At 71.6% G+C, this 14,749-nt stretch carries 11 protein-coding genes; 6 read left to right on the forward strand and 5 right to left on the reverse strand.

Annotated elements, in window-relative coordinates:
* Window positions 1-189 precede the first annotated feature (189 nt).
* Entirely contained in the window at window positions 190-5,388 is a 5,199-nt protein-coding gene (locus tag RI211_RS00720) for a DUF7927 domain-containing protein (RefSeq protein WP_315638292.1), read from the forward strand.
* 50 nt (window positions 5,389-5,438) lie between these two features.
* Here the strand turns inward: RI211_RS00720 and RI211_RS00725 are convergent, their stop codons facing one another.
* Window positions 5,439-8,000 (reverse strand): LuxR C-terminal-related transcriptional regulator, encoded by a 2,562-nt coding sequence (locus RI211_RS00725; protein WP_315638291.1) that lies wholly within the window; start codon window positions 7,998-8,000, stop codon window positions 5,439-5,441.
* Between the two features lie 80 nt (window positions 8,001-8,080).
* Between RI211_RS00725 and RI211_RS00730 the strand changes: the two genes are divergently transcribed.
* From RI211_RS00730 to RI211_RS00750, 5 genes are all read left to right on the forward strand, one after another.
* A complete protein-coding gene (locus RI211_RS00730) occupies window positions 8,081-8,632 on the forward strand; it encodes an ECF transporter S component (protein ID WP_315638290.1) in 552 nt (183 codons plus the stop codon).
* Window positions 8,633-8,670: 38 nt separating this feature from the next.
* Window positions 8,671-9,066 (forward strand): DUF6153 family protein, encoded by a 396-nt coding sequence (locus tag RI211_RS00735; protein WP_315638289.1) that lies wholly within the window; start codon window positions 8,671-8,673, stop codon window positions 9,064-9,066.
* Between the two features lie 68 nt (window positions 9,067-9,134).
* On the forward strand, window positions 9,135-9,728 hold the full coding sequence (locus RI211_RS00740) for a DUF305 domain-containing protein (protein ID WP_280565792.1): 594 nt from the start codon (window positions 9,135-9,137) through the stop codon (window positions 9,726-9,728).
* 102 nt (window positions 9,729-9,830) lie between these two features.
* Window positions 9,831-10,094 (forward strand): type II toxin-antitoxin system Phd/YefM family antitoxin, encoded by a 264-nt coding sequence (locus RI211_RS00745; protein WP_268777520.1) that lies wholly within the window; start codon window positions 9,831-9,833, stop codon window positions 10,092-10,094.
* Complete coding sequence (locus RI211_RS00750; RefSeq protein ID WP_315638288.1) at window positions 10,091-10,345, forward strand: type II toxin-antitoxin system RelE family toxin; 255 nt, start codon at window positions 10,091-10,093, stop codon at window positions 10,343-10,345. The genes RI211_RS00745 and RI211_RS00750 overlap by 4 nt, the downstream gene beginning before the upstream one ends.
* On the opposite strand, the gene RI211_RS00755 is transcribed toward RI211_RS00750, so the two are convergent.
* The 4 genes from RI211_RS00755 to RI211_RS00770 all read right to left on the reverse strand — a co-directional run bounded on the left by RI211_RS00755 (window position 10,342) and on the right by RI211_RS00770 (window position 14,614).
* Window positions 10,342-11,685, reverse strand: coding sequence for a threonine/serine exporter family protein (locus RI211_RS00755; protein ID WP_315638287.1), 1,344 nt, complete (start codon window positions 11,683-11,685; stop codon window positions 10,342-10,344). The genes RI211_RS00750 and RI211_RS00755 overlap by 4 nt on opposite strands.
* 1 nt (window position 11,686) lies before the next feature.
* A complete protein-coding gene (locus RI211_RS00760) occupies window positions 11,687-13,042 on the reverse strand; it encodes an anaerobic C4-dicarboxylate transporter family protein (RefSeq protein WP_187662909.1) in 1,356 nt (451 codons plus the stop codon).
* Window positions 13,039-13,779, reverse strand: a complete 741-nt coding sequence (locus RI211_RS00765; protein ID WP_187662910.1) for a Type 1 glutamine amidotransferase-like domain-containing protein — start codon at window positions 13,777-13,779, stop codon at window positions 13,039-13,041. The genes RI211_RS00760 and RI211_RS00765 overlap by 4 nt, the downstream gene beginning before the upstream one ends.
* 97 nt (window positions 13,780-13,876) lie before the next feature.
* A complete protein-coding gene (locus tag RI211_RS00770; protein WP_315638286.1) occupies window positions 13,877-14,614 on the reverse strand; it encodes an SGNH/GDSL hydrolase family protein in 738 nt (245 codons plus the stop codon).
* Window positions 14,615-14,749: the final 135 nt, after the last annotated feature.

Genomic DNA, 14,749 nt, shown 5'->3' on the forward strand with positions numbered 1-14,749 from the left:
CGTCCCGGGGTGAAAAGCAGGGGTGAATTCCCCCGGTTCGGTCGGGGGCCTCCGCGGCAGCCGGGCAGGCTGGCGGAGGCCCGGACCGAGTCCACCCTGCCCGAAAGGGTGCTCGGCGGTCGCCTGAGGGGGCGGGGGCTTCCGTGTGCGCGGATGCGTGCCGGAACGCGATGAATGGGGAGAGCAGTCATGGGATTCCGTGTTGCCCGCAAGGACCGCACGTCCGATGGCCTTCCGCCGGAGCGGCACAGCCGCTGGCGGGGCCGGACGAAGAGGCTGATCGGCGGAGCCGTGAGCACGGCGCTCGTCGCGTCGTCGATGATCGTCGTCGGCGGGACGCTGACCGCCGCGCCTGCCGCCGCGGCAGAGCCGTTCCTCTGCACGCCGGGAGCGGTGTACGTGCAGAGCGCCACCGAGGTGCGCGAGTTCGCCGTGAACGAGCAGGGCGGCACCCTCGGCGCCACGAGCATCGGCCTCGGCCACTCCGACAACGGGCTCGGCCTGTCGGCGGACGGAACGTACGCGTACACGGTGACCAACGTCGGCACGGACAAGGTGCTGGCCAAGCACGACCGTCGGGGCGAGGGAACGACGACCCGAACGCCGTTCACGCTGGGAACCAGCCGCACAGACTCCTCTGTCCTCCGAGGGGCCGTGCATCCCGTCACGGGCGTGTACTACTTCGCCAGCGGCACGCTCGATGGCGCCATCAACCTTTATGCGTGGAACGAGAGCGTCACGCCGCAGACCTACGTGCAGGTAGGCAAGCTGCGCCCGACTACCGGCAGCAGCGCCTTCGGGGCCAACGGCGACATGGCCTTCAGTGCCTCCGGTCAGCTCGTGCTGGTCGCCGACCGATACATCTACTCCGCCGACCTGCCCGCAACGCTCCAGCCCAGCACGGCCACGATCGATGCCAAGCAGGTGCACGACATGGGCGCGGGCGTGCAGGGCAACGGCATCGCGTTCGGGAACCTCGGCCACATCTTCGTCTCGGTTGGGGGGACCAACCCGTACATCGTCGAGGTCGATCTGCCCCGCGGACAGACCGTCAACACCACCTCGCTCGGGTCCTTCTCGCCCACCGACATGGCGAGCTGCACGTTCCCGAACACGCTGACGCTGAAGAAGGATCTCCCCGAAGGCCGACACGCCGGGACCGACCAGTTCGGGCTCCGCGTGCAGTCGCCGGTCGGCTACCAGGTCGCGCAGACCGACGCCGTCACCCGTGGCGACCGCTCCGGTCTGCAGCCAGACTACGTCGGCCCCGTGTTCACCAACCAGGGGGACACCTTCCGGCTGTCCGAGTCGGCGGCGGGCTCGACCGACCTCACGAAGTACGACGCCTCCCTCGTCTGCCTGCAGGTGAACGCCGACGGCTCGACCACCCCGGTGGCCGTCACCGCCGACGGACAGGTCACCCAGCCGTCCGGCCCGCTCGGCACCGACGTCACGTGCACCTACACGAACGTCCGCCTCGCGCCGGACCTCGCGCTCCGCAAGACCTCCGACCCCGCCGACGGCGCCGCCGTGCAGGCCGGCCAGCGACTGACCTACACGGTGCAGGCCGAGAACACCGGCAACACCCGCCTCGACCCGGTCACCGTGACCGACGACCTGTCGGGTGTGCTCGCCAACGCCGAGTACCAGGGCGACGTGGCCACGGCGATCGACGGCGACCCGGTGTCGTCCGGCGCCGCCACCGTCACGGGCGACGACCTCGCCTGGACCGGTGCCCTCGAGCCCGGGCAGGTACTCACGATCACGTACTCCGTCGTCGTCGACGAGGGCGTGGAGGGCGCGCGCATCGCCAACCGCGTCACCGTATCCGGCACGCCGCCCGGGGGTCTGCCTCCGATCACCCCTCCGGCCGTCACCACCGAGCACCCCGTCGCCGGCTTCGAGGTCGCGAAGACCTCCGATCCCGCCGCGGGCACCGTGGTGGAGCCGGGCCAGACCATCGAGTACACCGTCACGGGCACGAACACCGGGGCGACCGTCCTGAACCCGGTCACCGTCACCGACGATCTCTCCGGCGTGCTCGCGAGCGCCGCCTTCAACGACGACATCACGACCACGGTCGGCGGCACCACCGTCACCACGGGCGGCGCGACCCTGACCGGAAACGCCCTCGCCTGGACCGGAACGCTTCAGCCCGGACAGACCGTGACGATCACGTACTCGGTGACCGTGGGCGACGACACCTCCGGCGAGATCCTGCGCAACAGCGTGACCGGATCGGGCACTCCCACCACTCCGAACCCGGGCGACCCGACCGGGCCGCAGGTTCCGGGTGACCCCATCGTCCCGCCGACGGTCACCACCGAGCACCCCGTGATCGGCTCCGGCTTCACGATCTCGAAGTCGGCCGACCCCGCCTCCGGCACGGCCGTGTCCGCCGGTGACACGATCACCTACACGATCACCGGGACCAACACGGGCGACACCGACCTCGATCCCGCGGAGATCGTCGACGACCTGTCCGGCGTGCTCGGCTCCGCCGGCTACAACGACGACGTCACGGCCGACCGCGGCTCCGTGCGGGTCGCCGACGCCACCCTCACCTGGACCGGCGCTATCCCGCGCGGGGAATCGGTCACGATCCGCTACACCGTGACGGTGGACGCGGATGTCGAGAAGGCCCTGCTGCACAACGTCGTCACCGGATCGGCCACGCCGCAGATCCCGACCGACCCCGCCGACCCCTCCGGGGCGAAGACCCCGGGGACCCCGATCGTCCCGCCGGCGGCGGAGACGGAGCACCCCGTCGTCGACACGGGCTTCGAGGTCACGAAGTCGGCCGACCCGGCCTCCGGCACCGCCGTCCGCGCGGGTGACACGATCACCTACACGGTCTCGGGCGTCAACACCGGCAACACGGTCCTCGACCCCGCGACGATCGTCGACGACCTCTCGGCCGTCCTCGCGAACGCGGAGTACGGCGGCGACGCGAAGGCCTCGTCCGGATCCGTCACGCTCTCCGGCACCACCCTCACCTGGACGGGGACGCTTGCTCCCGGCGACCGCGTCGACATCACCTACACGGTGACGGTGGACGAGGATGCGACGGGCGTGCTGCTCCGCAACACGGTGTCCGGTGAGGGCACCCCGCTGATCCCGACCGACCCGACCGACCCGGAGAGTCCGACGACGCCGGGCATCCCGGTCGAGACCCCGCCGGCGACGACGGAGCACCCCGTCGCGACCCCCGGGTTCACCGTCACCAAGACGGCCGACCCGGCGACGGGCACGCGCGTCGACCCCGGCAGCGTGATCACCTACACCGTAACCGGCCGCAACACGGGCGACACCGTCCTCGACCCCGTCGAGATCGGCGACGACCTGCGCGCGGCGCTGGCCCACGCGTCGTACAACGACGACGTGTCCGCCACCCGCGGCGACGTCCGCGTGGCTGAGGGCGCCCTCTCGTGGAACGGCGTGCTGCGCCCCGGCCAGGACGTCGTGATCACCTACTCGGTGACCGTCGACTCCACCGCCGGCGGCGAGACCATCGCGAACACGGCGACCGGAGAGGCGACCCCGCTGATCCCCGCCGACCCGAGCGACCCGGAGAGCCCCACGACTCCCGGCACGCCGATCACGCCGCCGCCGTCGAGCACGGAGCACCCCGTGAACGAGCCCGGCTTCGCGTTCGCCAAGACCGTCGACCCCGCCGCCGGTACCGCAGTGGACCCCGGTGACGTGCTCACCTACACGCTGACGGCCGCCAACACGGGCCAGACGGCGCTCGAGCCGGTGACGATCACCGACGACCTGTCCGGCGTGCTGCCGTACGCGACGTTCAACGCGGACGCCGTGGCGAGCATCGCGGGTGCCGCTGCGGCTCCCGCGACCCTGGACGGCACCGAGCTGTCGTGGACGGGGGCGCTCGCGGTCGGCCAGACCGTGACCGTCACCTACTCCGTGACCGTGAGCGCCGAGGGCGTCGGCACCGTGATCGAGAACGCGGCGTCCGCGACGGCGACCCCGCCGGGGGGATCGACGATCACCCCGCCGCCCGGTGTCACGACCAACCCGGTCAACGAGCCCGGATTCTCGGTCTCGAAGAGCGTCGACCCGGCTGCGGGCACGGCGGTCGACCCCGGCGGCGTCCTCACCTACACGGTGACGGGCGTGAACACGGGGGAGACGGCTCTCGACCCTGTCACCATCACCGATGACCTCTCCGGTGTGCTGGCGCACGCGGAGTACAACGACGACGCGGCCGCGACGATCGGCGGCACGGCGACCACCGCGCCGACGGTGGCCCAGGAGGGGCTGTCGTGGACGGGTGCGCTGCAGGTCGGCGAGACCGTCACGATCACCTACTCGGTGACCGTGCGGGCGGATGCCGGCGGGTCCGTGATCGAGAACTCGGCCTCCGGCTCGGCGACCCCGCCGGGTGGCGTGCCGCCTATCGAGACGCCGCCGGCGACGACCGAGAACCCCGTGAACGAGCCGGGCTTCGAGCTGCGCAAGTTCGCCGACCCCGCCTCCGGCACGCGTGTCGACCCGGGCAGCGTCGTCACCTACACGGTGACCGGCGTGAACACGGGGGAGACGGCGCTGGCTCCGGTCCGGATCGTCGACGACCTGTCGGGCGTGCTCGCCCACGCCGCCTACAACGGCGACGCGACGGCGACCCTGAGCGACGGCACCGCCGCGATACCCGTCGTCGCGGGAGATGAGCTCACCTGGACCGGTGACCTCGCGGTCGGCGAGCGCGTCACGATCACCTACTCGGTGACCGTGCACGGCGACGCCGGCGGCGCGATCATCGCGAATACCGTCGAGGGCATGGCGACGCCTCCGGGTGGCGCCGAGCTGACCCCGCCGCCGGTGACGACGGAGAACCCCGTCGGCACCCCGGGCTTCACGTTCGTCAAGTCGTCCGACCCCGCGTCCGGCTCCGCCGTCGCGACGGGCAGCGTCGTGACCTACACCCTCACCGGCACCAACACCGGCGAGACGGGTCTGGACGAGGTCGTCGTCACGGACGACCTGGCCGGAGTGCTGCGGCATGCCGACCTCCGCGGCTCGGCGACCGCCACGGTGGGTGACCGTGCGGTGGCCGCGCCGACGATCGACGGCACGACGCTGCACTGGACGGGCAGCCTCGCCGAAGGGGAGCGTGTCGTGATCACCTACGCGGTGACCGTGCACGCCGACGCGGCGGGGGCGACGCTGCGGAACGTGGCCACCGCCTCGGCCACGCCTCCCGGCGGGGAGACGATCACGCCCCCGACGAGCACGACCGAGAACCCGGTGCTGACGCCGCTCGCCCTCACGGGTGGACAGCTGGCGCCGTGGGTCCTCGGGCTCGCGATCGCCCTGCTGATCGGCGGTGCCGTGCTGCTGCTGGTGCGCCGACGCCGCATGCAGAGCTAGCGGTTCCGCCGGAGAGCCCCGCCCGTCGTCTGCGACGGGCGGGGCTCTCGTCATCCGGGGAGGAGGCCGTGCCGGGCGGCCTGTTCGAGCGCCTCCGTACGGTTGGCCGCGTCGAGCTTGCGGTAGATGCTGCGGAGCTGCGTCTTCAGGGTGTTCGGCGAGACCTGGAGCTCCGCGGCGATCTCGGGCAGCGGCGCCCCGGTGGTGAGCGCGTGCAGCACCACCTGCTCCCGCGAGGAGAGCCTCGGGCGGGCGGCGAACGACGGCAACGCGGATCGGGCGGGCAGCGGAGCGCCGCCGATCGGAGCGAGGTCGGCGCGGACGGCGGCGAAATCCTCGGCGCTGAGCAGCGCCAGCGGGGTGCGCAGTCCGCGGTCGGCGAGCTGGGCGTTCAGCGCCTCGGTCACGGCCTGCGCGGCGGCGGGACTGACCCGGTGGAGGGCGGCACTCTGCACCGCCGCGGCCTCCGCGCGCTCGCGCGAGGTCGTCGGCTCGAGGCGCGTGTGAGAGAGGAGCCGCGCCGCCTCGGGCGCGCGACCGTCGATCAGGGCGACCCTGGCTCGTTCCAGAAGGGTGCCGAAGCGGTCCGTCCCGGCGTCACGCTGCTTGATGCCGCGCGCGGCGCGGATGTCGCCGAGGGCGAGGTGGAGCAGGATCCGCGGCCGGCTCAGCGCCTGGCGGGCCGGCGGAGAGCCGGCCTCGCGTCCGCGCAGCCGGGCGAACGACTCCAGTCGCTCCAGTCCGCCGGCGGCATCGCCCTCGTGCAGCGCGATCCAGGCTTCGACCGTCGCCATCGTCGTCCAGTGCTCGCTCGTCGCCCGGTGCGGGAGGAAGGCGCGCGCGTGGTGCTTAGCTGCGGCGAGGTCGCCGTCCTCGACCGCCAGCATCGCCTCGGCGACGCGGTAGAACGTGCCGCGGTAGCCGTCCAGCTGCGCGGGATCCCACGAGCCGTCGCGGATGATCTCGACATAGTGCCGGGCCTCCGGCAGATCGCCGTTGAGGGCGTGGATCCCGCCGAGGAGGCTGACGGCGTGGAACGCCTTCCCGCTGCCCTGCGACGCCGCGAGGGCGGCGGCCTCGTCGAAGAGGCGCACGGCCTGTTCCCGACGGCCGCCGTAGTAGAGCGAGATGCCGAGGTGCGTGCACAGCAGCGGCATCTCCATCGCGTACTGCTCCCACTGGGACTCGGGTGTCTCGGTGAACAGAGCCAGCGCGCGGGCGGCGACCTGCCCCGCTCTGTCGGGCATCCCGATCACGCGCAGCGCCGCACTCTCGGCAGTCCAGATGAACAGGCGCTCCGTCGGCGAGAGCGTGTTCCGACGGGCGTTCGCGGCGGAGATCGCCATCCGCAGCAGCTGCAGTCCGCGCACCCGCCGGAGCCGGTTGGCATTGAGGCAGATGCCCAGGAGCATGGCCACCAGCGGCTCCTGCTTCAGCCGGGCGAGAGGCAGGTCGCCCAGCAGCGCCACGACCCGGCGACCGTCGTGGTCCAGGAGGTGGCTCCACCCGGACATGATGACGTGGGCCGCGAGGTGGAGGTCGTCCTCCTCCATCGCGAGGCGCAGTCCTTCGAAGGGGGCGCCGCGGCGCAGGGCGCCCTCGATCGCGAGGCGTCGGAGCACGCGGATCTCGGCGGGGAACCGCCGCAGGAGGTCGTGACGCAGCAGAGTGCGGGCCGGCGCGGCGATCGTGAAGGTCCGGCGCCCGGAGTCCGTCGACCACCGGCCGAAGCCGAACGCCTCGGCCTCGTCGAGGGCCGCGCCGATGTCCGGATCGCTGCTGAGGGCCTGCGCCAACGGCAGGTCGACCGTGTCCGTGATGCTGATCCGGATAAGACCCTCCAGGACGCCGGCGCCGAACGTGCCCTCCTCCATGCGGCTGCGGAGGTAGTCGTCGACCGCCGCCGTCGCGACCTCCACGATCGTCGTGCCGTCGGGGGCACGGCCGCGGAGAGCGACGGCACGCACGACCGCCGCGAATCCCTCGGTGGCCGCCCGCACGGCGACGGCGGTGTCCTCGTCCACGTCGAGAGCGCGGCGGATCTCGTCGGTGTCGAACGCGAGGTCTTCCGGAGAGATCAGCGCGGTGTCGATCACGAGGCCGATGCCGTCGCTGTCGAAGGGACTGGGGCGATTCGTGGCGACGATCAGGCGGACGTGCGACGGGACGGCGACCGTGCGGCAGAGGTCGAAGACCGCATCCCGGTCGAGCGCGGCGGCGTCGTCCAGGACGATGACGACAGGCTCCTCGTGATCGCACAGGTAGTGCCCGACGGCGGGCCAGCCGTCCCCGGTGGCCGGATCGGTGCTGCCTGCGCCCGTGTCCGTGTCCGTGCCGCGCAGCACCCGCAGCAGCGCAGGTGCCAGTGCCGGGCTCGTCGCCAGGGCCGGTGTGACCGTGAGCCACACGACCCGGGCGGAGCAGGTGAAGGCCCAGCCGACCAGGGCGGTGGTCTTCCCGGAGCCCGCGGCGCCGCGCAGCAGCGTGAGCGGAGCTCCGGCGTCCAGCACCGCGTTCAGCCGCGGACGCCCGATCACGTGCGCGGAGACCCGCGGAAACCTCGTGTCCCCTTGCGCGCCGAAAGCCGGCATCGTCCCTCCCCAGGTACGCATCCCCACCCCTACGATATCCAAACCCGCACGGTGCAGGACGCTGCGGAGCGAGGGGCGCCGGGAGTTCTAGGCTCGGAGGAGTGAGTGGTCCGATATCGCCCGTGTCCCGCCGTGTGCCGACCAGCGCCCTGCTCGTGAGCGCAGCCCTCGGCGCGGTTCAGGCCCTCGTCTTCCTTGCTGTCGTCCCGGTCACGAGCGTGCTGGCCGCTGCCTCCCCTCCCGCGTATGCCCTGGTCGCGGCCGTGCACACCGCACTGCCTTTCCTCGCCCGCGTCGTCACCCGGGTCCCTGGCATGGCGACGCTGGCCGCCTTCGTGACCGGGGTGCTGACGCTCGCGGTGTCCCCCATCGGGCTGCTCGGGGTGGTACCGCTCGTCCTCGGCGGCGCGGTCCTCGACCTCGCGCTGCCGTTCCGGCGCGACGCCGCGGTCCCCCCGGGTCGTGTCCTGCTCGCCAGCGCCGTGACCGGAGTGGTTCTCTTCCTCGTCGCCCTCCCCGTGTTCTCGCCGGAGCATCTCGTCCCGCCGGTGCTCATCGCCACGCTGCTCGGCCGGGTGCTCGGGGAGCTCGCGGTGGCGGGAGTCGTCCTCGCCGTCCGCCGGCTGCTGCGTCGCGCGGGCGTCGCCCGCTGACTGCGGTCCACTATACCCCCACCGGGTATAGTGGACCCATGGCCGGTCGTCGCGTGCTCCAGAGGGCGCTGCTCGTCGTCCTCCTCGTGGGCGGCGTCGTGCTCGGGCTCCTCGGCATGCACGCGCTCGACACGCACGGCACCCCCGGAGCGCACGCGATGGCGGGCCACGCGGCACCGGGGCCCGCGCACCCCTCGGCGTCGGCGGCGCATGCGGTGTCCGTCGCCGAGGCGGCCGTCGCCCCCGACGCCTCCGCGGGGGATGGCGGCGCGGCCTGCGTCCTCGCGCTCCTCGGCGGACTGCTCCTGGTGCTGCGCCCCACCCGCGCGGCCGTGATCGCTCCCCTGCTGCGCGCCCTCCGCGTGCGCGCGGGAACCGCCGCCGCCCCTCTCCGTCCCCCCTCACTCCACGTCCTCTGCATCAGTCGGACCTGATCGGCGCTGGTGAGCGCCCGGGCTCCGCGACCGCGGACGCCCTTCCGACAGACAGAGATGAGAGAGAAATGAAGAATCGAACCGCTGCCGCCGCCGCCCTCGTGCTGGTCGGAACCCTCGCCCTCGCGGGATGCGCCTCGGCCGCGCCTGCGGGACCGGCTGACCACTCCGGTATGGATCACTCCACCTCGGACGCCCCGCTGGCCGGAGCGAACGAGGCCGATGCGATGTTCGCGTCCATGATGATCGTCCATCACGAGCAGGCCGTCGAGATGTCGGACATCGTGCTCGCGAAGGATGACGTCGACCCACGGGTGACCGACCTCGCCGAACGCATCAAGGCCGCTCAGGGCCCGGAGATCGAGCAGCTGCAGGGATGGCTCGACGACTGGGGTGCCGAGGCGGGTGACCCCGCGGAGATGGACCACGGTGACGGCATGATGAGCGACGACGACCTCGCCGCGCTCGAAGCCGCCGCGGGCCCGGAGGCGTCCCGGCTGTTCCTGGAGCAGATGATCGCCCACCACGAGGGCGCGGTCGAGATGGCCGAGACGGAGGTCGCGGACGGCGAGAACGCCGACGCGGTCGCCCTCGCGCAGGACATCGTCGACGCGCAGACCGCGGAGATCGCGGAGATGAAGGAGATCCTCGCCACGCTCTGACCTGCACCGGGCCCCGCGTCGCCTCCGCGGCGCGGGGCCCGTCGCCCTTCCGCGTCCTGTCCTTTCCGCGCTGTTCTGTACGTTTCGCACTACTATGGACTCATGAGCGAGATCGCGATCACGGAAGCCCGGGGGCGGCTGGCGTCCATCATCGACGAGGCGCGCAAGGAGCCCGTCTATCTCACCCGACGAAACCTCCCGGTGGCGGCTGTCGTCGATGCCAGCCTGCTGGAGCGACTCCTCGAAGACGCGGAGGAACTGGCCGACATCCGCGCGGTCGATGCCGCCTGGGAGGAGACAGCCCGACTCGCCGAGACGCCGATCCCGTGGGAGGAGGTGAAGCGGGACCTCGGGCTCGTGCCGTGACCTACGACGTCCAGGTCCTGCCTGTCGCCGTGCGGGCGATCCGCAAGCTCCCTCCTGAGGCGAGGCGACGTATCCAGGCCGTCATCGAGCTCCTCTCCGAAGACCCTCGGCCCCCCGCAGCACGCAAGCTCACCGGCCGACCGGAGTGGCGGGTGCGGACGGGGGACTACCGGGTTCTCTACCGGATCGAGGACGGGATCCTGACGGTCGTCGTCGTGCACGCCGGCCACCGTCGCGAGGTGTACCGCTAGCGATCGCGGCGGCGCAGGCGGCGCAGGCGGCGCAGCGGGGCAGACAGGCGGTGCCACAGCGTCGGCGCGGGCTCCTCGTCCTCCGCGGGCGGCGGGGCGACGGCGAACTGGACGAACTCCTCCGCGCCATGGTGCACGACGCGGTAGAGCGCCGTGCCGATGAGCACACCCAACGCGATCGACATGACGGAGACGAGGGCGGCGGTGAAGTCGGCGAGACCGTTGTCGGTCGCCACCGCCTCGGTGAGTCCCACCAGCCCGGCCGCTCCCGGCACCAGCAGCCAGAACGCGGGGAGGAACGTGAGCTGCGACGGGGCCCCGTGGCGCAGCCCGGCGATCCAGAACACGACCGGCGTGACGGCGACCGCGCCGACGAAGCCGCCGACCGCCGGGTCGATGAACTCCGTCCCCGCCCACTGGCCGAGGTAGGCGACGACCAGGGCGAGCAGCACCCACCCGAACGTGGACGGCGGGGAGGAGAAGTGCAGGTAGTTGCCGAGCGCGAACACGAGGATGCCCAGCAGCGGCACCCACCAGGGCAGGTACGACGAGGAGGCGTCGAGCGCCTCGTACGAGTCGCTCGAGACGCCCACCACCGCGCCCGCGGCGAGGATGCCGAAGGCGAGGAGGGCGAGCTGCACGAATCCGTAGATGAGGCGGGACGCACCGGAGATCATCTGCCCGGCTGCGAGCTCGACCGTCGCCGTGGTGAGCACGCCGCCGGGGAGGAAGGTCACCAGCGGCGCGATCAGCAGCCGGATCGGGTCGCCGATCTCGATCACCTCCGCGAGCAGGAACACCGCGGCCGCGCACACGAAGGCCGCGGCGATGGGCATGACCAGCTGCAGCGTGGGGGAGCGCACGAGCTTGAGCAGGCCGATCCCGAACCCGAGCACGAAGGCGACGAGCGCGCCCTGCCAGGTCGGCGCGAGCAGGAGCGCGAGGCCGGTCGTGAGGATGGCATGCCCGAGCGTGCGGGTGAACCAGCCGAGCCGCGGGCGCATCGCGCCGATCTCGTTGAGCCGCCGGATGCCGTCCAGCGGGTCCACGCCGCCGGTCTTCGCCTGCGCGATGAGGTCGTACAGCGCGGCGATCTGGTCGAAGCGGAACGAGGCGTTCGTGGCCGAGCGGAACGCGACCCGCTGCTCCTCCGCGTCCCCCGTCTCCACGATGATGATCGTCGGCAGGACGACGAAGTCGGCGCCGTCTCCCCCCGATGCCGTGGCCACCTCGGCGATCGTGTCCCGGATGCGGTCGACGGACTCCGCCGATGCATTCATGCCCTGAGCCAGTCCCAGGAGGAACTGCCGCAGCGCCGACCGGTCGACGACGTCGGTCATGTCACGTGAACAGGAACGACAGCGCCACCCCGACGACGATCGCCGTGCCGACGTAGACGAGGTTCGGCAGCTGGAACGAGTGGTCGATGACGAACTTGCCCATCTTCGTCGTTCCGGTCTGGTCGAACGCGACCGTCGCCACCTGGCTGCCGTTGGCGGGCAGCGTGTAGATGCCCATCGCCGCCGGCCACAGCCCCACCAGCAGGGAGGCGGGCAGACCGATCGTGATGCCGATCGGGACGATCGCGTTCGTGGCGCTCGATTGGCTGGTCGTGAGCATGGCGACCGCGAAGAGCGCCAGCGCGAACAGCAGAGCGCCGAGGAAGGCGGACGATCCGGAGACGACCGAGCCCAGCCCGTCGACGATGAGGGTCTGGTTCGCGGCGACGAACGTGTTGGCGAGCCAGGCGATGCCGAACAGGGCGATGGCCCCGACGATGCCCGCGGGGAACGTGGACTGCTTCGGCACGTCGGCGGCCTTGACCTTGCAGAACACGAAGATCAGCGCGGCGATGATGCCCATGACGACCTCGATGATCACCGTGACGCTCAGGCGGAGCGGGTCGCCGTCGTCATCGGTGCCGATGACCGGACGGAGGTTCTCGAACAGGCCGAAGAAGACGATCACCGCGACGCCCGCGAGGAACAGCGAGGCCGAGAGCACGGCGGTCGGCGGGAGCTTGTTCTCGTGCGCGTCGACGGTGGGCGGCTTGATCTGCCCCTCCGCCAGGCGCTTCTGGTACTCCGGGTCGTCCTCGAGGTCCTTGCCGTGACGCATCATGACCAGGGCGGCGACGAGCAGGCCCGCGATCGAGGCCGGCCACATGATGAGGAGCAGACCGCCGAGGTCGACGCCCTGCGGCGCGAGCAGCACGACCATCGATGCGGTGGCCGCGGAGACCGGCGAGCACAGGATGCCGACCTGCGAGGCGACGGCCGAGACCGACAGCGCCCGCTCCGGCCGGATCTTCTGCTGGTAGGAGACGTCGTAGATCACGGGCAGCAGCGGGTAGAAGATGTTGCCGGTCCCCGCACCGACCGTGAAGAGGAACGACATGGCCGGCGCGAGGAAGACGACGGACTTCGGGCGTTTGCGGATGACCTTCGCAGCCACAGACACCATCCAGTCGATGCCGCCCGCGGCCTGCATGGTCGAGGCCGCGGTGATGACCGTGATGACGATGAACACCGCGTCGACGGGGGCGTTGCCGGGGGCCTCCCCGAACACGAACACGAGCACCGCGACGCCGACGAGGCCCCACACGCCCAGGCCGATCCCGCTCGTGCGGGTGCCCATGAAGATCGCCAGGACGACGACGATGAGCTCGGCGACGAGGATCCAGACGCTGTCGTTCACGACGACGGCCCCTTCACGATCGGCGCCGCCCCGGTGAGGACCTGCACCGGCAGCTCGGTCTCGACGATATTCCCGTCGGCCGCCTCGACCTTCAGCGCCAACGCGTTCTCGACCGGGCTGACCGCCGTGACGAACTCGCTGTTCTCGAAGTGCAACGACTGCAGGTTGCCCACCGCATACCCGGTGGAGAGCTCGCCGCTGAGCAGGGAGGCGTGGAAGAGCGGCCGTCGCTGGTCCTCGGCGTCGTAGTGCGGACAGAAGCTGCCGTGCAGGAACCCGAGGCCCTCGGGGAGCACCTGCAGCGTGGGTCCGTAGCTGTCGGTCGTGCCGCCCTCGAACCAGCAGATGCCGCCCGCGCTGCCTCCCGTGAACACGACGTTCGACGAGGGGTCCTCCCACATCTCGCGCATGATCTCGTCGAGGCCCTGACGCTTCCAGACGTCGAGCATGTTGGCGGTGTTCCCGCCGCCGACGTGGATGACGTCGAAGCCCTTCACGAACCCGGCCAGGTCGTCGACGGCGCGATGGAACAGCGGCAGGTGGTGCGGCGCGCATCTGTCGGAGTCGTACGTGGAGTAGAAGCTCACGATGTAGGCGGTGTCATCGCCGGTCGCGGTGCCGACGAAGAGGACCCGAGGCCGCTCCTTGCCGGTGAGCTTCAGGATGTACTCGTGCGTCGGATCGTTCCGACGTTCCATCATGGCCTTGCCGGCCCCGGTTGCGACGACGTGCGACATGCCCCCACCTCACTGTCGAGTGTGAATGCGCTCAACCTAGCGTCGCGCCGTCACCGCCGTCCAGAGCGGTCACCCTGGCCGGGTGAATCCGGGCCTCTCAGCCGAAGACGCGAGCCGTGCCGACCATGCCTTCCAGGAGGGCGGCTGTGCGGGCGCGCGGTCCCTCCGGCGCGATGCCGAGGACGCGGGCGAGCTCCAGGGCGAGAGCGGCGTGTCCGGCGGCGCTGGGGTGGAAGGGGTCGTTCATGAGGCCCCACGGCATCCCGCCACCGCCCAGCTCCGCGAAGTGCGCGTACTGGTCGACGAGGATCACGTCCTCCGCGGACGCGACCCGACGGACGGCCTCGGCGAAGTCGGCGATCCGCGCCCGCTCCGGCGCGTTGCGGACGTCGATGGCGGGCGGCGTCTGGAGCACCGGGATGGCGCCGAGTTCGCGCACCCGGCTCACGAAGTCATGCAGGGAGGCGGCGTAGTCGTCCGGCGAGATCACCGGTCGGGGCCCGCCGTCCGAGGCGTCGTTGGTGCCGACCATGAGGGTGACGACATCCGGCTGCCAGCCCGAGACCCGACGCTCCCAGTCGTCGAGGATGTCGACGATCCGGTTGCCGCTGATCGCGGTGTTGAGCACGATGTCGCGGACGCGCTCGAGCTCGCCCCTGATCAGCTCGTGGAGGTGCTCCTGGTAGCTGCGCCCGCCCTGGGTGTGCACCAGGCCGTGGGTGATCGAGTCGCCGGTGATGACCCAGTTCAGCGGTGCCGGGTCGCGGAGCGCGTCGGCGAGGCGGCGGAGGTCGTCGTCGGCGGTGGCAGGGGAGGCGGAGGGGGCGATGGGCACGTTTCCGAGCTTATCCGGCGTAATGCTCAGGGGCCGTTCCCGTCCTGTTTGCCGAGGGGCGAGGCTGGGCATGTGAGCGCGGACGGGATCCGTGGCCCAGGACGTCGTCGAATCCCCAACCCGACGACGTGGAGA

Origin of the sequence: Microbacterium meiriae (assembly GCF_032364335.1) — a bacterium.
In the GTDB taxonomy this organism is placed as follows: domain Bacteria; phylum Actinomycetota; class Actinomycetes; order Actinomycetales; family Microbacteriaceae; genus Microbacterium; species Microbacterium meiriae.

Excerpts from the sequence above, each read along its gene's own strand:
- RI211_RS00740 (WP_280565792.1), top strand. The coding sequence starts at position 9,135 with ATGAAGAATCGAACCGCTGCCGCCGCCGCCCTCGTGCTGGTCGGAACC.
- RI211_RS00735 (WP_315638289.1), top strand. The coding sequence starts at position 8,671 with ATGGCCGGTCGTCGCGTGCTCCAGAGGGCGCTGCTCGTCGTCCTCCTC.
- RI211_RS00720 (WP_315638292.1), top strand. The coding sequence starts at position 190 with ATGGGATTCCGTGTTGCCCGCAAGGACCGCACGTCCGATGGCCTTCCG.
- RI211_RS00745 (WP_268777520.1), top strand. The coding sequence starts at position 9,831 with ATGAGCGAGATCGCGATCACGGAAGCCCGGGGGCGGCTGGCGTCCATC.
- RI211_RS00725 (WP_315638291.1), bottom strand. The coding sequence starts at position 8,000 with ATGCGTACCTGGGGAGGGACGATGCCGGCTTTCGGCGCGCAAGGGGAC.
- RI211_RS00755 (WP_315638287.1), bottom strand. The coding sequence starts at position 11,685 with ATGACCGACGTCGTCGACCGGTCGGCGCTGCGGCAGTTCCTCCTGGGA.
- RI211_RS00765 (WP_187662910.1), bottom strand. The coding sequence starts at position 13,779 with ATGTCGCACGTCGTCGCAACCGGGGCCGGCAAGGCCATGATGGAACGT.